19 protein-coding genes are annotated in these 23,370 nt (G+C 73.6%); 13 read left to right on the plus strand and 6 right to left on the minus strand.

The genetic code is table 11. The features are described 5' to 3' along the window. The first annotated feature begins 40 nt into the window (after positions 1-40). The 4 genes from ACFOX0_RS13730 to ACFOX0_RS13745 all read left to right on the plus strand — a co-directional run bounded on the left by ACFOX0_RS13730 (position 41) and on the right by ACFOX0_RS13745 (position 5,148). Positions 41-1,630 carry a S1C family serine protease gene (locus ACFOX0_RS13730; protein ID WP_377545395.1) on the plus strand — a complete coding sequence of 530 codons (1,590 nt, stop codon included), beginning with the start codon at positions 41-43 and terminating at the stop codon, positions 1,628-1,630. A gap of 260 nt (positions 1,631-1,890) precedes the next feature. Continuing rightward, entirely contained in the window at positions 1,891-2,574 is a 684-nt protein-coding gene (locus ACFOX0_RS13735) for a BON domain-containing protein (RefSeq protein ID WP_377545397.1), read from the plus strand. A 152-nt stretch (positions 2,575-2,726) separates the two neighbouring features. After that, positions 2,727-3,779, plus strand: coding sequence for a glycosyltransferase family 4 protein (locus tag ACFOX0_RS13740; protein WP_377545470.1), 1,053 nt, complete (start codon positions 2,727-2,729; stop codon positions 3,777-3,779). A 73-nt stretch (positions 3,780-3,852) separates the two neighbouring features. Beyond that, positions 3,853-5,148: an ABC transporter ATP-binding protein gene (locus ACFOX0_RS13745; RefSeq protein WP_377545399.1), complete on the plus strand. Its 1,296-nt coding sequence runs from the start codon at positions 3,853-3,855 to the stop codon at positions 5,146-5,148. 127 nt (positions 5,149-5,275) lie between these two features. Here ACFOX0_RS13745 and ACFOX0_RS13750 read toward each other — a convergent pair whose 3' ends face one another. Next, positions 5,276-6,709, minus strand: a complete 1,434-nt coding sequence (locus ACFOX0_RS13750) for a serine/threonine-protein kinase (protein WP_377545401.1) — start codon at positions 6,707-6,709, stop codon at positions 5,276-5,278. 308 nt (positions 6,710-7,017) lie between these two features. Between ACFOX0_RS13750 and ACFOX0_RS13755 the strand changes: the two genes are divergently transcribed. From ACFOX0_RS13755 to ACFOX0_RS13770, 4 genes are all read left to right on the plus strand, one after another. Next, positions 7,018-7,854 (plus strand): patatin-like phospholipase family protein, encoded by an 837-nt coding sequence (locus ACFOX0_RS13755; RefSeq protein WP_377545403.1) that lies wholly within the window; start codon positions 7,018-7,020, stop codon positions 7,852-7,854. Beyond that, positions 7,854-8,876 (plus strand): 1-acyl-sn-glycerol-3-phosphate acyltransferase, encoded by a 1,023-nt coding sequence (locus ACFOX0_RS13760; RefSeq protein ID WP_377545405.1) that lies wholly within the window; start codon positions 7,854-7,856, stop codon positions 8,874-8,876. The genes ACFOX0_RS13755 and ACFOX0_RS13760 overlap by 1 nt, the downstream gene beginning before the upstream one ends. 139 nt (positions 8,877-9,015) lie before the next feature. Continuing rightward, positions 9,016-12,729: an SCO7613 C-terminal domain-containing membrane protein gene (locus ACFOX0_RS13765; protein WP_377545407.1), complete on the plus strand. Its 3,714-nt coding sequence runs from the start codon at positions 9,016-9,018 to the stop codon at positions 12,727-12,729. A 169-nt stretch (positions 12,730-12,898) separates the two neighbouring features. Beyond that, positions 12,899-13,975, plus strand: coding sequence for a fatty acid desaturase family protein (locus ACFOX0_RS13770; RefSeq protein ID WP_377545472.1), 1,077 nt, complete (start codon positions 12,899-12,901; stop codon positions 13,973-13,975). Positions 13,976-14,043: 68 nt separating this feature from the next. On the opposite strand, the gene ACFOX0_RS13775 is transcribed toward ACFOX0_RS13770, so the two are convergent. Continuing rightward, entirely contained in the window at positions 14,044-14,823 is a 780-nt protein-coding gene (locus tag ACFOX0_RS13775) for a hypothetical protein (protein ID WP_377545409.1), read from the minus strand. Between the two features lie 306 nt (positions 14,824-15,129). On the opposite strand from ACFOX0_RS13775, the gene ACFOX0_RS13780 reads away from it, so the two are divergent. Beyond that, positions 15,130-16,290, plus strand: coding sequence for an FHA domain-containing protein (locus tag ACFOX0_RS13780; RefSeq protein WP_377545410.1), 1,161 nt, complete (start codon positions 15,130-15,132; stop codon positions 16,288-16,290). Positions 16,291-16,341: 51 nt separating this feature from the next. Here the strand turns inward: ACFOX0_RS13780 and rocD are convergent, their stop codons facing one another. The 3 genes from rocD to ACFOX0_RS13795 all read right to left on the minus strand — a co-directional run bounded on the left by rocD (position 16,342) and on the right by ACFOX0_RS13795 (position 19,610). Beyond that, entirely contained in the window at positions 16,342-17,562 is a 1,221-nt protein-coding gene (gene rocD, locus ACFOX0_RS13785; RefSeq protein WP_377545412.1) for an ornithine--oxo-acid transaminase, read from the minus strand. Positions 17,563-17,630: 68 nt separating this feature from the next. Beyond that, entirely contained in the window at positions 17,631-18,428 is a 798-nt protein-coding gene (ddaH, locus tag ACFOX0_RS13790; protein WP_377545474.1) for a dimethylargininase, read from the minus strand. Positions 18,429-18,761: 333 nt separating this feature from the next. After that, positions 18,762-19,610 (minus strand): DUF4190 domain-containing protein, encoded by an 849-nt coding sequence (locus ACFOX0_RS13795; RefSeq protein ID WP_377545414.1) that lies wholly within the window; start codon positions 19,608-19,610, stop codon positions 18,762-18,764. Between the two features lie 150 nt (positions 19,611-19,760). Between ACFOX0_RS13795 and ACFOX0_RS13800 the strand changes: the two genes are divergently transcribed. Together ACFOX0_RS13800 and ACFOX0_RS13805 are read left to right on the plus strand one after the other, a co-directional pair. Beyond that, positions 19,761-20,096, plus strand: coding sequence for a type II toxin-antitoxin system RelE/ParE family toxin (locus tag ACFOX0_RS13800; RefSeq protein ID WP_377545416.1), 336 nt, complete (start codon positions 19,761-19,763; stop codon positions 20,094-20,096). Further along, on the plus strand, positions 20,096-20,410 hold the full coding sequence (locus ACFOX0_RS13805) for a helix-turn-helix domain-containing protein (RefSeq protein ID WP_377545418.1): 315 nt from the start codon (positions 20,096-20,098) through the stop codon (positions 20,408-20,410). The genes ACFOX0_RS13800 and ACFOX0_RS13805 overlap by 1 nt, the downstream gene beginning before the upstream one ends. 17 nt (positions 20,411-20,427) lie before the next feature. Here ACFOX0_RS13805 and ACFOX0_RS13810 read toward each other — a convergent pair whose 3' ends face one another. Continuing rightward, positions 20,428-20,988: a MarR family winged helix-turn-helix transcriptional regulator gene (locus ACFOX0_RS13810; protein ID WP_377545420.1), complete on the minus strand. Its 561-nt coding sequence runs from the start codon at positions 20,986-20,988 to the stop codon at positions 20,428-20,430. A gap of 39 nt (positions 20,989-21,027) precedes the next feature. Here ACFOX0_RS13810 and ACFOX0_RS13815 point away from each other — a divergent pair, with 39 nt between their 5' ends. Together ACFOX0_RS13815 and ACFOX0_RS13820 are read left to right on the plus strand one after the other, a co-directional pair. After that, positions 21,028-21,939 carry an EamA family transporter gene (locus ACFOX0_RS13815; protein ID WP_377545422.1) on the plus strand — a complete coding sequence of 304 codons (912 nt, stop codon included), beginning with the start codon at positions 21,028-21,030 and terminating at the stop codon, positions 21,937-21,939. Positions 21,940-22,144: 205 nt separating this feature from the next. Next, entirely contained in the window at positions 22,145-22,951 is an 807-nt protein-coding gene (locus tag ACFOX0_RS13820; protein ID WP_377545424.1) for an Fpg/Nei family DNA glycosylase, read from the plus strand. Positions 22,952-23,370 lie beyond the last annotated feature (419 nt).

The raw sequence follows: 23,370 nt of genomic DNA on the forward strand, positions 1-23,370 counted from the left end.
TCTCAGGACGAACCAAGTGGGATGGAGAAAGGTAGATGGCATGAGCGAGTACGAGACCGACCCGCAGCGGTCGCCGGCCCCCGCCGACGCCGAGCCGTCGCACCCCACCGCCGAGCTGCCCTCCGTTGACCGCGGGCAGTCCGGCTCAGCCAGCACATCCGTCCCGGGCGACGCCCACCCCGAGCCGATCGCCCCCGAGCCGGTCGCCGCAGCGCCCGGGAGCGGCGGCCCGTCCGCCGATGGTGCCCCGATCGGCGCGGCCCACCCGGCCGCGCCGGACGCCGCCGCGCCGGTGACCGGCGGACCGGCCCAGCCGGGTACGCCGTATCCGGCCAGTCCCTGGCAGCAGCCGGGTCACCCGGAGGCCCGCCCGGCCTTAGCCGGCCAGCCGGGCTACCCGGGACAGTCGAGCTACCCGGGACAGCCGGGCCACGTCGGCCAGCCGGGCCAGTTCGGGCAGCCGGGTCAGCCCGGACCGCAGGGACCGGGCGGGCACCCGTACCAGCCGCACCCCGGCGTTCCGGTCTGGGCCCAGCAGCCCGGTCCGGCCGCCCGCCCGGGTCGGGCCGCGAAGATCGTGGTGGCCGCCGTCGCCGGACTGGCCCTGATGGCCGGCTCGGGCGTCGCCGGCGGGATCATCGCGCTGGCCCTGGACGGCAACTCGTCGCCGACGATCAGCCGGACCTACTCGGCCGCGCCGATCATCAACGGCGCCGACCTGCCCAAGATCGCCAGTTCGGTGCAGAACAGCGTCGTCTCGATCACCACCGGCAGTGGTGAGGGATCGGGCGTCATCCTCAGCGCCGACGGCTACGTCCTGACCAACAACCACGTGGTGGCGACCGCGTCCGGAGGCACCGTCAAGGTGGTCTTCGCGGACGGCAAGTCGGCCACCGCCCGGATCGTCGGTACCGACCCGAAGACCGACCTGGCGGTCGTCCAGGCCGACGGGGTTTCCGGTCTGAACGCGGCGAAGCTCGGCGACAGCGACGCCATGCAGGTGGGCGACACCGTGCTGGCCCTGGGCAGCCCGCTGGGCCTGCAGGGCTCGGTGACCTCCGGGATCATCAGCGCCCGGGACCGGACCATCCAGACCGGCAACGAGAACGACCAGCAGCAGAACCCGTTCCAGCCGAAGCAGCAACAGCAGGCGGTCAGCTCGATCTCCGGCCTGTTGCAGACCGACGCGCCGATCAACCCCGGTAACTCGGGCGGCGCGCTGGTCAACACCCGGGGCGAGGTGATCGGCATCAACACCGCCATCGCCACCTCCGGCCAGAGCACCGGCAACATCGGCGTCGGGTTCGCCATCCCCAGCAACAAGGCCAAGATCGTCGCCGACGCGCTGCGGGCCGGCAAGAAGGTCAGCCACGCCTCGCTCGGGGTCAGCGTCGGCACCGGCGAGAACGGCGGGGCCCTGGTCAGCGCCGTGATCCCGGGCAGCCCGGCGGAGAAGGCCGGCCTCCAGCAGGGTGACGTGATCACCAAGGTCGACGACAAGATCGTGAAGGACTCGAACGATCTCGTCGGCGTCATCCAGGCCGGTAAGGTCGGCGACCGGGTCCAGGTGACGTACACCCGAAACGGAACCGAAAAGACGGCAACCGTGACGCTCGCCGAGACGTCCTAGTAGTAGGCACATCCAGGTACCCGCGCCGAAAACTCCGCTACCAGCGGAAACCCAGCTTCCTCCCCACAGGCGGCGGGTGATGCGACCAAGGGGGTTGGTCGCATCACCCGCCGCTATTTCGTTCTCCGGCCCGGCCCGGCGGGCGAGTCGCACCACGGCCGGACGCGTTTCACCACGGCCGGGCGAGGGAGTCTCACCCCGCCGGGCCGGACCATCGGGGCCGGACGCGACGTCACGGACCCGCGGGGGAGGAGCCGAGGATGACCACCACGACGGTGACCCGCAGCGACGAGGAGATCCAGCGTGACGTGCTGGCGGAGTTGGACTGGGACGCCCGGGTGCAGCCCAACGAGGTGGGCGTGGCGGTCCAGGACGGCGTCGTCACGCTGACCGGCTGGGTGGACAGCTACGCCAAGAAATGGGCCGCCGAGCGCACCGCGCACCGGATCCGCGGGGTCCGCGCGGTGGCCGACGACATCGAGGTACGACTGCCCGGCGCCGACGAGCGCACCGATCCGGACATCGGCCTCGCCGCCACCCGGGCTCTCGAATGGGACGCGTTCGTGCCGGTCGAGACGCTCGACGTGACGGTCTCCAACGGCTGGGTGATGCTGCGCGGCGAGGTGGACTGGGGCTACCAGCGCCGGGCCGCCGAGCGGGCTGTCCGCCGGTTGTTCGGCGTCCGCGGGGTGACCAACCTGATCACCGTACGACCCGCCAACCGGCGCGGCCCGGACGAGGTCCGCAAGGACATCCGCAACGCCCTGGTACGCAGCATCGAGGCGGAAACCACCCGGATCGAGATCGACGTCGACGGGGACACCGTGGTGCTGACCGGCACGGTCCGGTCCTGGCTGGAGCGTCAGGAGGCGGAGCGGGTCGCCTGGTCGACGCCGGGGGTGGGCGCGGTGACCGACCGGCTCACCATCGAACCCCCGGGCTGACCGGCCCGCCGGGCGTCGTTTGCCGTTGCCGGGCCCGGGAAAGCCAGCGCGTCCGGCGCGTACCTGTGCGAATCGGCGTCTGGGAGGAGGGCAGCCACGTGCACGACGTCCCGTCCGACCGACCCGACCGGTCGCGATTCCTCCGGATCGCGATGGTCGTGCCGCCCTGGTACGAACTGCCGCCCCCCGGCTACGGCGGGGTCGAACAGGTGTGCGCCGCCCTGGTCGACGGTCTGGTCGCCCGGGGCAACCAGGTGACCCTGTTCGGTGCCGGCACCGACCACGGCACCGCCGCCCGGTTCGTCAGCACCACCCCCGAGCCGCAGCAGGACCGGATGGGCGCCGTCTACCCGGAACTCGCCCACCTGATCCGGGTCGAGCGGGTGCTCGCCGACGAGCCGTTCGACGTCGTGCACGACCACACCACCGCCGGTCCGCTGCTCGCGGCGCGCCGGCCGGTGCCCACCGTGGCGACCGTGCACGGCAAGCCGGTCGGGGAGTTCGCCGACATCCTCACCGGGGTGGATCCGGCGGTGGGACTGGTGGCCATCTCACACGCCCAGCGGGAGGTGAGACCCGACCTGCCCTGGTCGGGGGTCGTCCACAACGGACTGGACATCCGGACCATGCCGCGCAAGTCGAAGCCGGCCGCCGGCCCGGTGCTGTGGCTGGCCCGGTTCGTCGCCGCGAAGGGGCCGGACCTGGCGGTGCACGCCTGCCGAGCCGCCGGCCTGCCGCTGGTGCTGGCCGGCAAGTGCGCCGACGACGAGGAGCGGCAGTACTTCGACGAGGTGATCCGGCCGATGCTCGGCCCGGACGTCACGGCGATCCTCAACCCGGACCGGGCGGCCTGCCTCGACCTGCTGCTCGCGGCCCGGTGTCTGGTCATGCCGATCCGCTGGGAAGAGCCGTTCGGGATGGTGATGATCGAGGCGATGGCCACCGGGACGCCGGTGGTCGCCCTCAACCGGGGCGCCGTGCCCGAACTGCTCAACCACGGTGAGACCGGTTTCATCTGCGCCGAGCCGAGCGAGATGGCGGCGGCGTTGCGGGACACCCCGGCGATCGATCCCGCCGCCTGCGTGGACCATGTCCGGGCGGAGTTCTCCGCGGAGGTGATGGCCCACCGGTACGAGGAGGTCTACCGTCGGCGAGCCAGCGTCGGCCGGCCGGAGGGCGTTCCGGCGTACGCATCCTCCGGCTGACGGAGATTCCGCGAAAACAGGTGGTGGCGCTATCCGCCGTCCGGACGGAGGATTGCGTACAGGGGTGTTCCTGATGGTGCACATCGCGACCGACAGGTTACGGAAGGTTTTCGATCAGGTTGTCGCGGTCGACGACCTGACCCTGGAGGTTGCCCCGGGAGAGTTCCTGGCCCTGCTCGGGCCGAGCGGGTGCGGCAAGTCGACCATCCTGCGGCTGGTCGCCGGGTTGATCCCGCCGACCAGCGGCCGGGTGCTGCTCGACGGCCAGGCGGTCGACGACCAGGTTCGCCGGCAGCACCGGATGGCGATGGTGTTCCAGGACTTCGCCCTCTACCCGCATCTGACGGTCGGGCAGAACATCGGCTTTCCGTTGCGGGCCGGGACCGGACCGGTGAGCGGGACCGCGGCCCGGGTGGTCGAGGTGGCCAAGGAACTCGGCATCGCCGACCTGCTGGACCGCCGGCCGGACAGCCTCTCCGGCGGTGAGCAGCAGCGGGTCGCCACGGCGCGGGCGATCGTCCGCCAACCGGAGGCGTTCCTGCTGGACGAGCCGCTGTCCAACCTGGACGCCGGGTTGCGGGCCCGGTTGCGTACCGAGGTGGCGGCGCTCGCCCGGCGACTCGGCGTGACCACGCTCTACGTCACGCACGACCAGATCGAGGCGATGACCATGGCCGACCGGGTGGCGGTCCTGCGCCGCGGCCGGCTCCAGCAGGTCGGTCGACCCGCCGAGGTGTACGCGGACCCGGCCACCGCCTTCGTCGCCGCGCTGATCGGCGCGCCCCGGATCGGGCTCGCCCAGGCCGCCATCTACGCCGACACCGAGAAGCTGGTCCTCGACCTGGGTTCGCAACTGCTGCGGCTGCCCCGGGCCGACCCCCGGCTGCGTTCGCTGGCCGACCGGCACACCCAGCGGATCACCGTCGCGCTGCGCGCCGAGGCGCTCACCCCGGTGCCCGGTGACACCGCCGGGCCGGTGCTGCACGGGCACATCCGGGACGTGCAGAACCTCGGCCACGAGGCGCTGGTGCACCTGGACATCGGCGCGCTGCCCGCGCTCTTCGACGAGGATATCCCGCGACGGGTGCCGGACACCGCCGCACCGCCGGTCACGAAGCCGGCCACCCGCCGCCGGTTCGGCCTGCTGCGCCCCGCCCGGTCCCGGCCCGCGCCGACGGCCCGTACCGAGTACGGCTTCTACCCGGTGTACGACCCGGAACTGCCGGACGACTCGCCCCCGGCCGGCGACCTGGTGGTCCGGGTGCCGGCGCCGGACCGGCCCCGGCCCGGGCAGCCGATGACCGTCGCGGTGGACCCCGACCAGCTGCTGCTCTTCGACGGCCAGGGCGACCGGATCCGGTTCGGCTGACCCCCACCCGACCGGGCCTCGCGCGGCCGGGGGCCCACCCGGCCGGGCCTCGCGCGGCTGGAGGCCCACCCGGCCGGGCCCGCGCGGCCGGCCGCCCCTGCGGCCCGCCGCCCGTCCGGCCCGCCCCCTACTGGGCCGTGGCGAGTTCGGCGGCCGCCGCGTCCAGCCTGGTCGCGTACTCGTTCCCGATCCCGCCCTCACCGGTGCGGGTCGCGATCTTCTCCCGGAGAGTGGCCGTCCGGGCGCCCAGATCGACCGGTTCGCCCCGGGTCAGGTCGGTGCGCAGGTTGTGGATGACGTTGCGCAGGTCGAGGCCGACGTCGTCGCGGATCACCCCGGTCGACACCCCCTCGTCGACCAGCCGGTCGAGCCGGTTGAGCGCGGCCTGCACGGTCTGTCCGGTCGGCTCCGCCTGTCCGGTCGGCGCCGCGGGGCTGGTCGGACCGGACTGGGCCGGCTCGACCGGTCCGGGCACCGGCGCGCCGGGTGCGGTCGTCGACGGGGCGACGGCCGGCGGAACGGCGGTCGGCCCGTTCGCGGCCGGCGGTACGGTCCGGAAGTCGGACCGGCCCAGCATGGTCCCGATCAGTACCGCGGCCACCATGGACAGCGCGGCCACCGCCGCGGCGGTGAGGACGAGCGGCAACGACGGCCGGTACGCCGGGCGGCCGGCGGGTCGCTCGGCCGGCGGGCGGGGCACCGTCTCGATCGGGGGCCGGGCCGGTCGGCCGGTCGACAGCTGCCCGCCCAACACGTCGGCCACCTGCTGGGCGGTCGGCCGGTCGATCGGGTCGGGAGCCAGGCACCGCTGGCAGATCTCGGCCACCGCCGGCGGCAGGTCGGGCACGTCCCACGGCGCCGGTATCGGACCCTCGCGCGACACCCGGGCCAGCTCCTCCCAGGTCTCGGCCGGGAACGGCGTCCGGCCGGTCAGCGTCTCGAAGAGCAGCACCCCCAGCGAGTACGTGTCGGTGGCCGCCTGCGCCGGGGTGCCGTCGAGCCGCTCCGGCGCGACGTACGCCGGGGTGCCGAAGGTCTGCCCGTCGGAGTCCTCGTCCGGCGCGCCGGTCCGGGTGGCGATGCCGAAGTCCAGCACCTTGGCGCCGGCCGAGGTGAGCATGACGTTGGCCGGGGTGACGTCCCGGTGCACGATGCCGATCCGGTGCGCGGCGGCGACCGCGCCGGCCACCTGGGCGCAGACCTGCACCGCCTCCGGCCAGGGCAGCGGCCCGGCGGTCAACCGGGCCTCCAGCTCCTCACCGCGCAGCAGTTCCATCACCACGTACGCGGTGATGGTGCCGTCCGGCGCGACCGTCTCGCCGTAGTCGTGCACGGACGTGACGTGCGGGTGGACGAGTTGGGCGGCGGCGCGGGCCTCCTCGCGGACCAGGTCCCGGAACCGGGCGTCGGCGGCCAGCGAGGCGGCGAGCACCTTCACCGCGACCACCCGGTCGAGCACCTCGTCCCGGGCCCGCCAGATCACCGACATGCCACCGGCACCGACCTGGTCGATCAGTCGATAACGGCGGTCGAGCAAACCACCGGCCTGGAGTGTCGCCATCGTCACCGTTACCTGCCTCGGAGCTGGAAAACCGTATCAGCGTGCGGGCCACATCTGATCGGTGTCAATGAAGATGTGGCAGAGGCGGTTACCCGCTCCGACCGTGGTCATTCGCGCCGTTCGATGGTTGTCCGGCCGTGACCACGTCCGGCGGTCGCGCGACCGCCCTCCGGGCCGACGGACACGCCCGACTTCTCCGCATACCCCTGGGTGATCGGAAGGCTTCCCTGCGTACTCGATCGGTCGATGTCCGGCGTCGGGACGGTCGTACCCGGTCGATCCGGCCGGCCCGTGCCAGGATGAACGGCATGGTCGACGGCCCGGTTGCGTTCGTGCTCGGCGGCGGCGGCGTCCTCGGCGCGGTCGAGGTCGGCATGCTGCGGGCGTTGTTCCGGGCCGGCATCACCCCGGACCTCGTGCTCGGTACGTCGATCGGCGCGGTCAACGGCGCGCTGGTGGCGGCCGACCCGACCGAGGCGGTGACCAGGCGCCTGGTCCGGTTGTGGGCGTCGCCGGAGGCCAGCGAGGTCTACGGCGACTCGATGGCCCGGCAGCTGCGCCGGTTCGCCACCCGGACACATCTGCACTCGCCGCGACCGCTGCGCCGGCTGCTGGAGACCGAACTCGGCGCGCAGACCACCTTCGCCGAGCTGCGGGTGCCCTTCCGGTGCTGCGCCGCCAACATCGAACGGGCCGCCGAGTACTGGTTCGCCGACGGGCCGGTGGTCGACGCGGTGCTCGCCTCGGCGTCCGTACCGGGTCTGCTGCCGCCGATGCGGATCGACGGCCAGCACTACATCGACGGCGGCATCGTCAACTCGATCCCGATCGGGGAGGCGGTACGGCTCGGCGCCCGACGGGTCTTCGTCCTCCAGGTCGGCCGGATCGAACGGCAACTCAGCCCGCCGCGCCGGCCCTGGGAGATCGCCTCGGTGGCGTTCGAGATCGCCCGCCGGCACCGGTTCTTCCGGGAGCTGGCCGACCTGCCCGACGACGTGGAGGTGCATGTGCTGCCGACCGGCGGACTCGACCCGCGGGACGACTCGCCGTGGGCGTACCGGGACCTGGCGGCGGTCGGGCGGCGGATCAGCCGGGCCTACACCGCGTCGCGCAGCTACCTGGCCAGCAACCTGACGGACCTGTGATGCCGCTGCCACCGCGCTGGTTCCGCCGGGTGGTCATCGCCCCGGCGGTGGTGCTGCTCGCCGTCCTGCTGCTCTGCACGCTGCCGGTCTGGTTGGTGCTGTCGGTGGTGCTCTCGCCGTTCGCGCCCGGCCGGTTGCGTCCGCTGCGGGTGTGCTGGTTGGCGATCATCTACGTGGTCTGGGACGCCGCCGCGCTGGTGGCCCTGTTCGTGTTGTGGCTGGTCTCCGGGTTCGGTTGGCGCAAGCGCTCACCGGTGTTCCAACGCGCCCACTACGTGCTGGCCGGCTGGTTCCTGCGGGCGCTGTTCTGGCAGTCGCGGTGGACGTTGCGGTTGCACATCGAGGTGGTCGGCACGGACCCCGACGTGGCGCTGCCCGGCCGGCCCGAACTGGTGGTCAGCCGGCACGCCGGGCCGGGTGACTCGTTCATCCTGATCCACGCGCTGGTGAACTGGTTCCACCGGGAGCCACGCATCGTGCTCAAGGCGGCGCTGCAGTGGGACCCGGCCGTCGACGTGCTGCTCAACCGGCTGCCCAACCGCTTCATCGCGCCGGGCTCCACCGCCGCCGGCTCGCTCGCCGAACAGGTCGGCCACCTGGCCTTCGGGTTGGACGACGACGACGTCTTCGTGATCTTTCCGGAGGGCGGGAACTTCACCCCGACGCGTCGGGTTCGGGCCATCGAACGGCTGCGCTCGCGGGGCCTGTTCCGGATGGCCGCCCGGGCCGAGCGGATGCGGCACGTGGTCGCACCGACGCCGGGCGGCATGCTGGCGGCGCTCGACTCCGCCCCCGACGCCGGGGTGATCTTCGTCGCGCACACCGGCCTGGACCGGATGCTCACCGTCGCCGACGTCTGGCGTGAACTGCCGATGGACAAGCGGATCGTGATGCGGTTCTGGTCCGTACCGCCGGAGGAGGTGCCGGCCGGCCAGGAGCAGCGGATCGAGTGGCTCTACGACTGGTGGGCCCGGATCGACAACTGGGTGGAGGCCAACCGCCCGGACCCGATGTCGGCGTGACGGACCACCGCCCGGGCCACCACCGAGCTCCGGGCCGGCGTCCGGGGGCGAGGCCCGGGCCGGCGCCCGCCGGTGGCCCCAGGTTCGGCTGAGTATCCGCACTCTGTGGTCGGGGCGGGCCGATCGGCACGATGCGGGGGTGACCGAATCCGTTTCGCGCTATCCCTGCCCGTCCTGCCGGGCCGGTGCCGACCTGACGTCCGGCTGCCCGGGCTGCGGCCGTCCGGCGGATCCGCTGGCGGCCGAGGTGGTCCGGCTCAACGGGGAACTCGACCGGTTGGCCGGTCAGGTGAACCAGGCCCGGCAGACGTACCTCGGGCTGTACGAGCGGTGGCGGGCGACCCGGTACCAGCGGGACGCGGTCGCCGCCCAGGTCCGGGCCGTCGCCCGGCCCGCGCCACCGGTCCCGGCGGCCTCGGTTCCGCGACTTCCGGCGCCGGCGGCCCCGGCGCTTCCGGTTTCGCCGGTACCGGCACCTGCTGCTGGCTTCGCCCCGCTGGCTCCCGCCCCGGCCGGTGTCTCCGCCCCGGGCGGCCGACCTGCCGGTGATCCGCCTGCCGGTGATCCGCCCGGTCGACCGGAGACCTCGGTCCGGACCGTGCAGAACCTGCTGTTCGTCCTCGGTGGCCTGCTGCTCGGCACCGCGGCCGTGGTCTTCACGGCGGTGGCCTGGGCCACCGTCGAGGTGGTCGGCCGGGCCACCATCCTGAGCGCGATCACCGCGCTGATGCTGGCCGTCCCGCCGGTGCTGGTGCGGCGCGGCCTGCGCGCCACCGCGGAGACCTTCGCCGCGGTGGCCCTGCTGCTGGTGGTGCTGGACGGGTACGCGGCGTGGACGGTGGACCTGCTCGGCGTCGCCGGCTGGCCGACCAGCCGGTACGCCGGGACGGTCGTCGTGGGAGCCGCCGTCCTGGCCGTTGGCTTCGGTCGGCTGACCGGACTGCGGGCGCCCTGGTACGCCGGGCTGCTGCTGGCCCAGGTCGGGCCGCCGACGCTGGCGTACGAGACGGGGCCGGACGTGGGCGGCTGGGCGCTGGTGGCGACGGGCGTGGCGGCGCTCGATCTGGCGGTGCTGCGCCGGGTGCCGACCGCGCGTACCGCCGATCTGGCCCGGCGGGTGGTCGGTTGGCTGGCGTACGGCATCGCGTTGCTGGTCGCCACGGGGTGCGGCCTGGTGGCGCTGGCCGTACTCCCGCCGGCCGGACGCCCGGTGCTGGCCGGCGGTCCGCTGCTCGCGGTGGTGCTGCTGCTCGCGCTCGGCGCGGCGGTGGCCGGCCATCGGATCTTCGTCGCCGCGGCCGGCGCGGCGGCGCCGGTGGTGCTCGCGCTGGCCGTCCTGCGGCCGGTGCTGGCGTACCGGCCGCAGCTGTGGCTGCTCGCCGCCGCGGTCACGGTGGCCGCGCTGACCACGGCGACGACCCTGGCGGACCGGTGGCCCCCGGCGGCCGGGCTGGCCGCGGCGCGGTTCGGGGTCCGGATCGGTGCGCTGGTGAACGCGGGCTGGTTGGGGCTGCTGACCGTCCCGTTGGTGCTGCTGGTCGCGGCCACCACCATGGCCCGGTCGGTGCCGGTCTGGCGGGCCGACGTGACCCGCCCGGTCGACGTGTCCGACTGGCAGCTTCCGGTGGCGGTGGTCCTGGCGGCGGTGGCGTGGGGGCTGCTGCTGCCGCGGGCCGCCCGGGGGCAGACGGCGGTGGCCGGCGGCGTGCTCGGGGTGCTCGCGCTGCCGGCCGCCGTCGCGCTGCCCTGGTGGCTGATCCCGGCCCTGGACCTCGCGGTCGCGGTCGGCCTGCTGCTGGCGGCCGTCCGGCAGCCACCCACCGCCGTCCCGGGCGGGCCGGTGCGGGCGGTGGCGTGGGCCGTGGTCGGTGCGCTGCTGACCGGGCACGCGGTGCTGGTCGGGCTCGCCCGGCCGGTCAGCGCCGCGGTGGTCCTGGCGGTGGTGCTGGTGGCCGGCGCGGGCGTCGCCGTCCGGTCGCGGGCGGCGACGGTGCCGGTGGCGCGGAGCATCGGGGGCGCGTCACTCACCGTCGGCCTGCTCGCCTGGCCGCCCCTGGTGGCGGTCGGGTCGCTCGCCGCCGGCGTCCCGGCGCACTGGCGGTCCCGGGCGGTCCTGGCCGCCGTCGTGCTGCTGGCCGCCGGACAGGTCGCGGTGCGCCGCCGGTGGCCGGCCACCCGGCGGTACGTCGAGGTGGCGCTCGCCGTGGCCGCGGTGTCGGCCGGCTGGTGGCCCGTGCTGTCCCGGACGGGCGAACCGCTCGGCCTCTACGCCGCGCTGGCCCTGCTCGCCCTCGCCGCAGCCGTGCTGCCGGCGGACGCGGTGTCGCATCGGGGCACCCCGCTGCCGGACCGACCCGGCCGACCGGGCGTGGTGCCGATCGGGGCCGGGTGGCTGTTGCTGACCGGGGTCGTCGTCGCCGTGCTGCCGGCCGTGGCGGCGGTGCTGGTCGCGCCGTACGCCTGGCTCGGTGCGGTCTGGTCCGGCGCGCCGCGTGGGGTGGGCCTGACGCCGGGCGGTTGGCCGCTGCCCGGTACGGCCGGCATCGCGCTGCTGGTGCTGGCCGCCGCCCTCGTGATGGTGCTCCGGACCGGTCGGTCGGGCCGCGCGGCGGTCGGACCCTTCGTCGGGGCGGTCGGCGCGGTGGCCGGGCTGGTGCTGCTCGCCGAGGCGGGCGCCCGCTGGCCGACCGTTCCGGCGGTGGCGTTGACCGGTGGACTCGGTGTGCTGCTGGCCGCCGCCCTGTCCCGGCCGTCCGACGCTCCGCCGGGCGCCGCGACGCCCGGTCCGGCCGGTGCCGCCGCCGACGCTCTGGTCGGAACGGTGGCGGGCGGGGGCGGGGTGGCGGTCGGCGGGCACCCGCCGGAGCGGTCCGGCGCGCGGGTCGGGCGGCGGGTCGGGCTGCCGCTCGGGTTGGTGCTGGCCGGGGCCGGCTTCGCCGGTGCGCTGCCGACCAGGGCGAGCACCCTGACGGCGCTGGCGTTGGTCCTCGCCGCCGCCGCGGCGGTCGGGGTGTCCGGTCGTGCGCCGGGCGACCGGCTGGCCGGCTGGCTGACCGCGGTGCTCGCCGGTGGGACGTTCGCGGTGGCCGCCACCCGCGCCGCCGAACTGCCGCCGCACCGGTCCGGCTTCGCCGTGCTGGTCGTCGCGGTCGCGGCGCTCGCGGTCGGCTGGGCGCTGCGGCTGCGCCGGCCGGCCGAGGCCACCGTCCTCGACGCGGCCGGTCAGGCCGCCGCCGTGGTGGCCCTGCTGCTGACCCTCGGCGATCCGCGGTACGCCGCCACCGTGTGCACGCTGTGGGGCGCAGCCGTCGGCATCCGGGCGCTGCGGCCGGGGGAGACGGTTCGCCGCCGGTACCTGCTGGCGGCCGTCGCCGGAGTCGCCGAACTGCTCGGAGCCTGGCTGCTGCTCGCCGCCGAACGGGTGGCGCTGGTGGAGGCGTACACGCTGCCGGCGGCGGGCCTGGCGCTGGCCGCCGGGGCGCTCACGCTGCGCGCCCGGCCGGCGGTCAGCAGCTGGGCCGCGTACGGGCCGGGGCTGGCGGCCGCGCTGCTGCCCAGCCTGGTCTCCGTGCTGGTGGTCGGCGACCAGCCGGTACGCCGGTTGCTGCTGGGCGCCGGGGCGCTGGTGGTGGTGCTGGTCGGCGCGAATCGACGCCGGCAGGCACCGGTGCTGCTGGGCGGGTTCACGCTCACCGTGCTGGCGCTGCGCGAGCTGGTCGCCGTTCGGGACCTGCTGCCCCGGTGGGTGTTCCTGGCGGTGGGCGGGCTCGTCCTGATCGGGGTGGCCGCCAGCTACGAGCGACGGCGGCGCGACCTGGGCCGCCTACGGTCCGCCCTGACCCGGATGAACTGACCCGCGCACGACGGCCCGACCGGTGGGTGGGCCCCCGGTCGCCGGTAGGGCTGGCACCACTGCGGACCGGGGGGACTGCGGGGTTACCCAGCGCGATCATGGTCAGCAGACTCGACGGTGTCGGCGTACCGACCGGTGCGGCGAAAAATGGGGAGAAGTGGGGGAAGCGATGACGGTCGGTGCGGTGGCGGAACCTGCCCTTCGCCGGGGGAGCGATTACGCACAGTTGTCGAGGAGGGTCAGCGCCGCGGGCCTGATGGCCCGCCGGCCCGGCTGGTACGCGGCCAAGGCCGCCCTCACCGTCGGCCTGTTCGTCGCCGGGTGGGTGGTCTTCGCGCTGGTCGGTGACTCGTGGTGGCAACTGGCGGTGGCGGTGCTGCTCGCGGTCGGCAGCACCCAGGTCGCCTTCCTCGGTCACGACGCCGGGCACCGGCAGATGTTCCGCGGTCGGCGGGCCAGCGAGGTGGCCGGGCTGCTGGCCGGCAACCTCGCCGTCGGGCTGAGCTTCGGCTGGTGGATGGACAAGCACACCCGGCACCACGCCAACCCCAACCACGAGGACGAGGACCCGGACGTCGGTGCGGGCGCCCTGGTCTGGACGCCGGAGCAGGCCCGGCAGACCCGTGGCTTCGGTCGTTGGGTGGCCGCCCGGCAGGCGTACCTGTTCTTCCCGCTGCTGACCCTGGAAGGGCTCGCCCTGCACGTGGCCGGCGGGCAGGCGCTGCTGGGCCGGGTGGCGGCGCCGGCCGCCGCCGGGGGGACGCGCCGGGCGTACGCCGTGCCGATCCGGCACCGGTGGGTGGAGGTGCTGCTGCTGGCGGTGCACGTGGCGGGCTACCTGGCCGCGGTGTTCGCGGTGCTGTCCCCGCTCCGGGCGCTGCTGTTCATCGCCGTCCACCAGGGGCTGTGGGGGGTCTACATGGGGTGTTCGTTCGCGCCCAACCACAAGGGCATGGCGATGCCGACCGCCGAGGACAAGCTCGACTTCCTGCGCAAGCAGGTGCTCACCTCACGCAACGTGCGCGGTGGCCGGTTCGTGGACTTCGCGCTGGGCGGGCTCAACTACCAGATCGAGCACCATCTCTTCCCGAGCATGCCGCGGGCCAACCTGCGCCGGGCCCAGCCGATCGTCGAGGCGTACTGCCGGGAGCAGGGTATCGGCTACGAGCAGACCGGGCTGGTCGACTCGTACCGGCAGGCCCTGCGGCACCTGCACGAGGCGAGCCGCCCGCTGCGGACCGAGTGACCCGGAGGATCGGGGGTGTACGGCGGGGGTGACCGGATCCGGTCACCCCCGCCGTCGCGGATTCCGGTTCAGGCGTTGAACAGGTTGAGCAGCTCGCTCGGGGCCTCGGTCGTCTGGCCGGCCGGCGGCTTGTTGACCGAGACCGGCGCGCCGAAGTCGGAGTAGCTGGTCTTCAGGTCACCGACGCCGGGCTGCAGGGTGCTCATCTGCACGGTGAGGTCGGTGAGCCGGCCCTGACCATCGACGGTGGCGGTGAACGGGACGGCCTTCGCCTTGTCGCCCAGCGCGCTGAGCGCCGCCGCGTTGGCCGACTGCGCCTTGGTCAGGTCGAGGGTGCCCTTGAACCGGTGCTCGCCGTCGCGCTGGACGTCCACCACGCTGTTGATCATCTTGCTGGCGCCCGCCGGGTCACCGCCGGGCATCACGTCGAGGCTGCTGCCGGCCTTCACCTTGCTCGCGTCGACGTGCATCCACTTGTTCGACATGTTGGGCATGCCGGTGATCTTCAGGTAGAGGTCCTTGTCGAGCATGACGATGTCCATCTTGATGCTCTGCGCGCCGGCCGAGACGTTCATCGCCATCTGCGCCTTCTTGGCGGCCGGGTCCATCGCGCCCGACCCGTTCAGACCGCCGGCCATCGACATCTTGACCTTGACGGTGTCGGAGCCCAGCTTCGTCGCCGCGGCAGCCAACTCCTGCCGGGGATCGGCCGCCGCCGAGGTGGCGGCCGTGCCGGCCGCACCGCTCGGCGCGGCGGTGCCGGTCCCGTTGTCGTTGCAGCCGGCGACGCCGAAGCTGAGCGCGGTGACCAGCGCCAGCCCTGACACGGTCAGTCGTCGAGTTGTCATCAGTGGTCAATACCTCCACGAGCCGGATGGCGCGACTGGCCCTCAGCCGCCCCGAAGCGGCCCTCACGTTAGCCAACCCGTGCGACACCCGCTGCCCGACGGCGGGACCGGCCGCTGTGCCGCAGGGCGTACCCCCGGCGTGGCCGCCCCCCGTCGGCGCTGGCGGTCGGGGCCGAAGCGGCGGCGGTAGGGTCTGCGCATGGCAGAGGTGATGCAAGCGATGCGGGGTGAGCCGGTCGTGGGCCGGCCGCCGACGCCGGACACCGAGCCGGCCGGCGCCCGCGACGGGATCCTCGGGAGCGTCGCGTGAGATTCGAGATCAGCAAGGTGCTCGACGCGATCGAGGGGCGGGTCTGCACCGACCCCACGCTGGCCCGGGCCGTGGTCGACCTGGCCGAGGTGGTCCGGTTCCAGGACCTGGACGGCGGCCGACCGGCCAGCATGCTCCGGCTGGGCATGGTCGTCGACGTGCTCGGTCGGCAGCTGGAGGAGGACAGCGTGCCGGTCTACCCGGTGGTGCACCGGGGGCTGCTGTCGGACGCGGACCTGACCTCCAACGAACGGATGGTGGTCCGTCGGTGGGCCGACGACGGGCTGGTCGAGGTGCTGAGCAATCCGGGTGACCGGATGCTGGAGGTCGCCGACCTGCTCGGGTTGCCGGTGCTCAGCCGGGCCCGGCTCGACGGGCTGCGCGGCCGTTACCCGTGGCTCGGTGACCCCGGCCGGCTGCTGGCCCCGGTGGTCGGTCCGGCCGGCCCCACGCTGGCCGCCCGGGTGGGCAACGGCGCGGTGCCGACCATGGGCGAACCGTCGCCGGCCGGCCGGCAACTGCTGGCCCGGGTGTGGCGTTGCCCGGAGCCCGGCTGCGCGCTGTTCGGCAGCGCCGGCGGGGGCGGCGCGTTCGCGGACCTGTCCGCGTCGTCCGACCGGGCGTTGGCCGGGCAGCCGCCGCCCACGCTGCGGCAGGGCGTGCCGGGCTGCCCCCGGCACGAGGCCCGGCTCACCGACGGTGGGCCCCGGCCCCGGTTCGAGGTGCTCGCGGTACGGATCGGTGGGCTGGTCCGGCGCCGGTTCGTGGTCTCCGCCGACCGGCCGGTGGTGGTCGGCCGGGCACCCGAGGAGGACGGCGGCGTCCGGCTCGGCCAGTGGCTGAACGACGAGGCCCGGCGGTGGATCAGCCGTAACCATGTCCGGTTCGAGCTGCGCGGTGCCGACCTGGTGGCCCAGGACGTCAGCACCAACGGCTCCGGGATCCGCCCCGGCGGTTCGCTGGACGACGCGAACCGGTTGCCGCTGCAACGGCAGCAGAGCCGGGTGCTCGCGGGCGGCGACTTCGTCGAGCTCTACCCCGGCGTCCAGGTCGGTCGGGTCCAGGACCTGCCCACCGACGCGCCGTTCACGCCCACCTCGGTGATGGCCGACGCCCCCACCATGACCATGCGGCCCGTCGTCCGCCCACCACGTTGAACGTGAGGTTGGCGGCGCGACCCGCCGCCAACCTCACGAACGCGGCCGGGATCAGGCCGACGCGAGCACGGCGGCCAACTGGGCCACCGCGTGGTCGATCTCCTCGGCGGTGACCACCAGCGGCGGGGCGAGGCGGATGGTGGAGCCGTGGGTGTCCTTGGCCAGCACGCCGCGCTCGGCGAGGCGTTCGCAGGCCTGCCGGCCGGTCATCAGCGCCGGGTCGATGTCGATGCCGGCCCACAGGCCGCGTCCGCGGACCGCGACCAGACCCTTGCCGACCAGCGCGTGCAACCCGGCGTGCAGCCGCTCGCCCAGTTCCGCCGAGCGGCGCTGGAACTCGCCGGTGGCCAGCAGCCGGACCACCTCGGTGGCCACCGCGCAGGCCAGCGGGTTGCCGCCGAACGTCGAGCCGTGCTCACCCGGGCGCAGCACGCCCAGCACGTCCCGGTCGGCGGCCACCGCGGAGACCGGCACGATGCCGCCGCCGAGCGCCTTGCCGAGCAGGTACATGTCCGGCACGACGCCCTCGGCCTGACAGGCGAAGGTCTCCCCGGTCCGGCCCAGGCCCGACTGGATCTCGTCGGCGAGGAACAGCACGTTGCGGTCGGTGCACAGCTCACGTACGCCGGGCAGGTAACCCGCCGGCGGTACGACCACGCCCTGCTCGCCCTGGATCGGTTCGAGCAGCACCGCCGCGGTGTTCTCGTCGACCGCCGCGGCCAGGGCGGCCAGGTCCCCGTACGGCACGACCCGGAAGCCGGGGGTGTACGGGCCGAAGTCGTCGCGCGCGTCGGAGTCCGTGGAGAAGCTGATGATGGTGGTGGTCCGGCCGTGGAAGTTGCCCTCGGCGACCACGATGTTGGCCTGGTCGGCCGGTACGCCCTTGACCCGGTACGCCCACTTGCGGGCGACCTTGATCGCGGTCTCCACGGCCTCGGCGCCGGTGTTCATCGGCAGCACGAGTTCCTTGCCGCACAGCGTCGCCAGCTCCCGGCAGAAGTCGGCGAACTGGTCGTGGATGAACGCCCGGCTGGTCAGCGTGAGCCGGTCCAGCTGGGCGTGCGCGGCGGCGATCAGCGTCGGGTGCCGGTGGCCGAAGTTCAGCGCCGAGTAGCCGGCCAGGCAGTCGAGGTACCGTCGGCCGTCGATGTCGGTCAGCCAGGCGCCCTCGGCGGAGGAGATCACCACCGGCAGCGGGTGGTAGTTGTGCGCGGTCCACCGCTCGGCGTCCGCCACGGCGGCCGGGGTACGCAGCATGTCGTCGACGATCATGGGATTGCCTTTCGGTTACGCACGGCGGGCGTGCGGCGTGGTCAGCGCACGGTGCGGATGCGGCGCGGTCAGCGCACGGTGAGGGTGCAGCACTTGGGTCCACCGCCGGCCTTGCGCAGCTCGGACAGGTCGACCCCGATCGTGGCGTACCCGCGTTCGCGCAGGGCGGAAGCGAGGCCGGTGGCCTGCACCGGCAGCACCACGTGCCGGCCGTCGCTCACCGAGTTGAGGCCGAACACCTCGGCGTCGGCGAGGGTGGCCAGGACGGCGTCCGGGAACAGCCGCCGCAGCACCGCCCGGCTGCCCGGCGAGAACGCCTCGGGCAGGTACGCGACGGTCCGGTCGTCCAGCACGCAGAGCGCGGTGTCCAGGTGGTAGAAGCGCGGGTCGACCAGCTGCAGGGTGACCACCGGCCGGCCGAACACCTCCTGCAACTCGGCGTGCGCGGCGTGCGCGGTGCGGAACCCGGTGCCGGCGAGCATCAGGTCGCCGACCACCAGGACGTCGCCCTCGCCCTCGTTGACGTGCTTCGGGTCGTGCACCTCGAAACCGGCCCGCTCCAGCCAGGTCCGGTAGGCGGGTGCCTCGTCGGCGCGTTCCGGGTCGCGGAACTGCACCGCCATCGCCTTCCCGTCGACCACGGTCGCGCCGTTCGCCGCGAACACCATGTCCGGCAGGCCCGGGACCGGCTCGATCGTCTCGACGGTGTGGCCGAGGTCCAGGTACGTCCGGCGCAGGTTCTCCCACTGGGCGATCGCCAGCTCGGTGTCCACCGGCGCGGTCGGGTCCATCCACGCGTTGATCGCGTAGTCGACGGCGAAGTACGTCGGCCGGCACATCAGGTACCGCCGGCTGGTCACGTCCATCGTCATGTCCTGCTCCCACGGGTCGGGCGCGCCCGGCCACGGTTGACCCTCGGGCTGGCGCCGTGCGGTCAACGCTATGCGGCCCGGCCCGGAAGGATCCACGGGTGAGAGTTGCGTACCACGGCGGATCGTTGCGTCGTCGTACGCCGGATCGACGATCTGTTGCGTCCCGCCCCGACGTGCCGTCGCATCCCGGCCCCGGACGTGCTTCAGGGGGCGGCCGGCGGGCCGCCCCCTGAATGAAACAGGTCGCTCAGCTGGTGAATCACCATCGCGCTGTGGCGGGTACTCCTGTGAACCGGTGAACCACCAGCCCGGTCAATTACTTGCCCTTCAGAAACGATTCACAAACTGTGAGTCAAGCCACTCGCGGAACCGCGCCACCGCGTCCCCGTCGGTGTTCGGCCAGTCGAACTGGCCGGTCAGCGCGAGGATGCCGAGCACCACCGCGCCGAGCCCGAGCACCAGCCCGAGCATCGCGTCGGACTTGCCGGCCACGTGCCGCCGCCGGGTGGCGCCCAGCCCGCCGACGGCCAGCAGCGCGCCGACGGCACCGACGCCGATGCCGTAGCCGGCCAGCGTGCCGGTGAGCACGAACAGGACGCCCGCGACGCCCAGGATCAGGCTGAGGGTGGCCAGCAGGCTGGCCCGCGGCCGGGGGCCGGGGTCGACGACCACCTCGGGCTTGCGCTCCACGTCCGGCGCCGTGGCCGGCCGGTCGGTGCCCACCGTACGGTCCGTCGTGGTCCCGGTCCGGTTCTCCACCGTCGGGTCCGGGTCCACCGTGGCGGTCGCCGCCGCGGGTCGGGCCAGATCCTCCGTACGCTCGGTGACCACCGGGTGCGTACCGGTGTCGCTGTTCCGGGACCGGCCGATCGTGTCACGGGCGGTGGCCGCCCGGTTGGCGGCGCGGCGCTCGCTGGCCACCCGCGCGTCGGTGCGGTCGCCCGCCGCGCCGGTCGCGCTCCCGCTGCGGTACGTGGTCCGGTCCTCGTCGCGTTCGGTGACCACCGGCGCGGTGGTCGGGGCGGTGGTCGGGGCCACCGCGGGGCTGGTCGGGGCGATCGAGCCGGTCCGGTCGGCGGCGAGTTGCTCGTCGCGCGCGTCGATCCGACCGTCGCCGTTCTCGTCCGCCGTGGGCGCCGTCTCCCGGCGGCGCGAGAGCGAAGGAAGCTTTACCACTTCACACCTCCTGATTCGCGCGTCGTGCCGGTTAGTTGGCGCCAACGCTGAGTCGTCCCGAGGAGTACCCAGATGCCCGGCTGGAGACACCTGAGGCCTGACCAGGCAGTGGTCCCTGCGGATTATCGCAGTTTTGCTATAGTCGAACTCGTGTCCTGGCTGGTCGTGTATCACCCCGAGGCGGAGACCGAACTCCGCGTGCTGCCGGCAACGGAGCAGGTGGCGATCGGCCACGTCGTCGAGAAGCTGGAGGCTGTGGGTCCGAATCTTGGCCACCCACACTCCAGCCAAGTGAAGATTGCCCTGAATCTTCGAGAGTTGCGTCCCAGGGCCGGCAGATGCCGGTGGCGTGCCTTCTACCGGCAGGTCGGGCCGGCCTACGTAGTCGGGGCGATCGGACCCGAGGCCAACGTCAACCAGCGAGCCTTCAGGAGGGCGGTAGTCGCTGCGGAGCAGCGGATCGACGAAGTGAAGGATGGTGAGTGATGAACCTTTCGGACCTGAAGACCGCTAGCCAGGTAAACGATGAGCGCCGCCGGGATCCCGAGTTCCGGGCCGAGTGGGATCGGACCGCCTTCGCTCGCGACGTTGCTCTCCGCATTCTGCGTTATCGCACCGACAACAACCTCACTCAGACCGGCCTTGCGCGGCAGGTGGGCATGACCCAGTCCGTCATCGCTCGGCTGGAGTCCGGCGACCAGCCGCCCTCCATCCAGACGCTGGCAAGGCTGTCGGCCGGCACCGGCATGGAGTTCGACATCAGGTTCAGCGGCGGATCGGTCGAGTTCGTCGCCGCGTAGGGCGTCACCGGGGCGTCCTACGCCGGGCGGTCGGGCCCGGCGTGCCCGGTCGGCGGGGCGCCCTCGAACCGGGCGAGCCAGGTGGCGAGCAGCGACTCCAACTCGGCCGCCTGCTGCGGGGTCAGCAGGTCGACCAGTCGGCGCTCGTTGCGCATGTGGTCGGTGAAGGCCCGGTCGATCAGTTCCCGGCCGGCCTCGGTCAGGGCGACCACCCGGCCCCGCCCGTCGACCGCGCTGGGCCGGCGGGTGATCAGCCCATCGCGTTCCAGCCGGTCGAGGCGTTTGGTCATCGCCCCGGTGGTGACCATGGTGTGCGCGGCGAGTTCCCCGGGCGCGCGTTCGTAGGGAGCGCCGGCCCGACGCAGGGTGGCGAGCACGTCGAAGTCCCCCTCGCCGAGCCCGTGCCGGCGGTAGACGACCAGCAACTCCTCCGTCAGGTGCCCGGCGAGCCGGTGCAACCGGCCGATCACGCCCTGCGGGCCGACGTCGAGATCCGGCCGTTCCCGGGCCCAGGCCGCCTGGATGCGGGCCACGTGGTCGAGGGTGGCGTCGTCCGGTCCGACGATCTTCTCGTTCATCTCTTCAATATAGCTTCCCGGTAAGCTATATTAGCTTCCATGGAAGCTAAATTCCGGTGGGTCGCGATCACCGCCGTCGCCCCGGTCGCCTGGGGCACCACCTACTTCGTCACTCACCGGTTCCTGCCGGCCGATCACGCGATCTGGGGCGCCGTGATCCGCGCGCTCCCCGCCGGCCTGCTGCTCCTGCTGGTCCGCCGGCGGCTTCCGCGCGGCTCGTGGTGGTGGCGGTCGCTGGTGCTGGGCTCGCTGAACATGGGCGCCTTCTTCGCGCTCGTCTACCTGGCGGCGCAGCTCCTGCCGACCAGCATCGCCTCCACCATCATGGCGACCTCGCCGGTGATGATGATGCTGCTCGCCTGGGCGGCCCTGGCCGAGCGCCCGCGCGTCGCGCACCTGGCCGGCGCGGGCCTCGGCATCCTCGGGGTGTTCCTGATGCTGGCCACCGGTCCGGCCGCCGTCTCACCCGCCGGCGTGCTGGCCTCGGTGGCCGCCATGACGATGTCCTCGCTCGGCTACGTGCTGGCCAAGAAGTGGAGTGCGGGGATCGACGTGTTCTCGCTGACCGCGTGGCAGCTCGTCGCCGGTGCGGCGGTGCTGCTCCCGGTCGCCGTCGCGGTGGAGGGAGCACCACCCGCCCTGGACGGACCCGCCCTGGCCGCCTTCGGCTACGTCTCGATCGTCGCCACCGCCGTCGCCTTCGCCGCCTGGTTCACCGGCCTGCGCCACCTGAGCGCCGCCACGGTAGGACTGGTCGGGCTGCTCAACCCGATCACCGGCGTACTGCTCGGGACCGTGATCGCCGGTGAGGTGCTGACCGCGCGACAGGTCGGCGGCATCGCCCTGGTCTTCACCGGCATCCTGCTCGGCCAGCCGGTCACCGCCCGTCTCTTCGCGGCCGTCCGGCGACCGCGCGGGCCTCAGCCCGCCCTCACCGGCGCCTGCCGCTGAGCGGGCGCCCCCGCCCGGCACGCCACCGCCGCGCGAACCCGACGCTCCCTGCCCGGGCACGCCGTTGGTGTCGGGTCCAGTCGCCGGCTGGGGAAACTGAGTGTCGCTGGGACGACAACCAGTTTCCCCAGCCTGCGGAATTCAGGTGCGGGGGCGGGTGCCGGTGGGCGAGGGGGTGCGGGTCGGGTGACTATGCTCGGGTGTCGTGCCCGAAGGTCACACCATCCACCGTCTCGCGGCCCGGCACCGCGCCCTGTTCGCCGGGGACAAGCTGCGGGCCACCAGCCCGCAGGGCCGGTTCGCGGCCGGCGCCGCGGAACTGTCCGGCACCGTGCTGGAAACCACCGAGGCGTACGGGAAGCACCTGCTGCACCACCACCCCGACGGCCGCACCCTGCACGTGCACCTCGGCCTGTACGGGAAGTTCACCGACGGCGACGGCGAACCGCCCGAGCCGGTCGGCCAGGTACGCCTGCGGCTGGTCAGCGACCGGCACTGGCTCGACCTGCGCGGGCCGAACGCCTGCGAACTACTCACCCCGCCCGACGTGGACGCGCTGCGGGCCCGGCTCGGCGCCGACCCGCTGCGCGACGACGCCGACCCGGACACCGCGTACGCCCGGATCAGGCGCAGCCCGACGCCGCTGGCCGCGCTGCTGCTCGACCAGTCGATCGTGGCCGGCACCGGCCTGATCTTCGTCACCGAGGCGCTGTTCCGGGCCGGCCTGCGCCCCACCCGCGTCGGCCGGCGGCTCACCCGGCCCGGCTGGGAGCGGCTCTGGGCCGACCTGCGCGAGCTGATGCGGCTCGCCGTCGAGGTGGGCCGGATCGACACCGTGCACGCCCACCACCTGCCGGACGCGATGGGCCGCCCGCCCCGGGTTGACCGGCACGGCGGCGAGGTGTACGTATACCGCCGGGCCGGCGAAGCCTGCCATGCCTGCGGCACCGCGATCCGCCGGGCGGACCTGGCCGGCCGCAACTCGTACTGGTGCCCGACCTGCCAACGCTGACGGCGGGCTGCCGCGACTCATTTCCGTAGTGATCTTATCGACGGAAGGCTACCTTCGGTGAGTCGGAAGGCCACTGTGGACGACTGTGCCCGGTTTATGGTTGCACGTTGTAATTGATCTTTACGGGCTCTGTTCAGATTCTCTACTGTTTCGCCCACTGCCTTCGTTTGACTACCGAAGGATCGTGGTGGGCGTCGGCTTGGTGCGGGCGAGTGAGCGTCAAGGTTCCACCTTGGCCACGCAAGCTGTTGATATGGGGTGGCGCTTGCTCCGGGGAAGGGCTACCTATACGGGCTCACCGAAGTTGATGGGGGTCGGCTGAGGCCGTCAGTCTGTCCAGGGTGGACCCCGGCGTGAGGGTGCCCGTGGCTCCTGGTTGATCATCTTGTTGTCGAAGCAAGGTTGATCACAACAGAAGA

Origin of the sequence: Micromonospora zhanjiangensis (assembly GCF_042650605.1) — a bacterium.
Lineage (GTDB): Bacteria > Actinomycetota > Actinomycetes > Mycobacteriales > Micromonosporaceae > Micromonospora_J > Micromonospora_J zhanjiangensis.

Bases quoted from the DNA above. Each gene is read 5' to 3' on its own strand.
- ACFOX0_RS13750 (WP_377545401.1), bottom strand. From the start codon at position 6,709: ATGGCGACACTCCAGGCCGGTGGTTTGCTCGACCGCCGTTATCGACTG.
- ddaH (WP_377545474.1), bottom strand. From the start codon at position 18,428: ATGGACGTGACCAGCCGGCGGTACCTGATGTGCCGGCCGACGTACTTC.
- ACFOX0_RS13810 (WP_377545420.1), bottom strand. From the start codon at position 20,988: ATGAACGAGAAGATCGTCGGACCGGACGACGCCACCCTCGACCACGTG.
- ACFOX0_RS13735 (WP_377545397.1), top strand. From the start codon at position 1,891: ATGACCACCACGACGGTGACCCGCAGCGACGAGGAGATCCAGCGTGAC.
- ACFOX0_RS13760 (WP_377545405.1), top strand. From the start codon at position 7,854: ATGCCGCTGCCACCGCGCTGGTTCCGCCGGGTGGTCATCGCCCCGGCG.
- ACFOX0_RS13775 (WP_377545409.1), bottom strand. From the start codon at position 14,823: ATGACAACTCGACGACTGACCGTGTCAGGGCTGGCGCTGGTCACCGCG.
- ACFOX0_RS13755 (WP_377545403.1), top strand. From the start codon at position 7,018: ATGGTCGACGGCCCGGTTGCGTTCGTGCTCGGCGGCGGCGGCGTCCTC.
- ACFOX0_RS13740 (WP_377545470.1), top strand. From the start codon at position 2,727: ATGGTCGTGCCGCCCTGGTACGAACTGCCGCCCCCCGGCTACGGCGGG.
- ACFOX0_RS13805 (WP_377545418.1), top strand. From the start codon at position 20,096: ATGAACCTTTCGGACCTGAAGACCGCTAGCCAGGTAAACGATGAGCGC.
- rocD (WP_377545412.1), bottom strand. From the start codon at position 17,562: ATGATCGTCGACGACATGCTGCGTACCCCGGCCGCCGTGGCGGACGCC.
- ACFOX0_RS13770 (WP_377545472.1), top strand. From the start codon at position 12,899: ATGACGGTCGGTGCGGTGGCGGAACCTGCCCTTCGCCGGGGGAGCGAT.
- ACFOX0_RS13730 (WP_377545395.1), top strand. From the start codon at position 41: ATGAGCGAGTACGAGACCGACCCGCAGCGGTCGCCGGCCCCCGCCGAC.
- ACFOX0_RS13745 (WP_377545399.1), top strand. From the start codon at position 3,853: ATGGTGCACATCGCGACCGACAGGTTACGGAAGGTTTTCGATCAGGTT.
- ACFOX0_RS13815 (WP_377545422.1), top strand. From the start codon at position 21,028: ATGGAAGCTAAATTCCGGTGGGTCGCGATCACCGCCGTCGCCCCGGTC.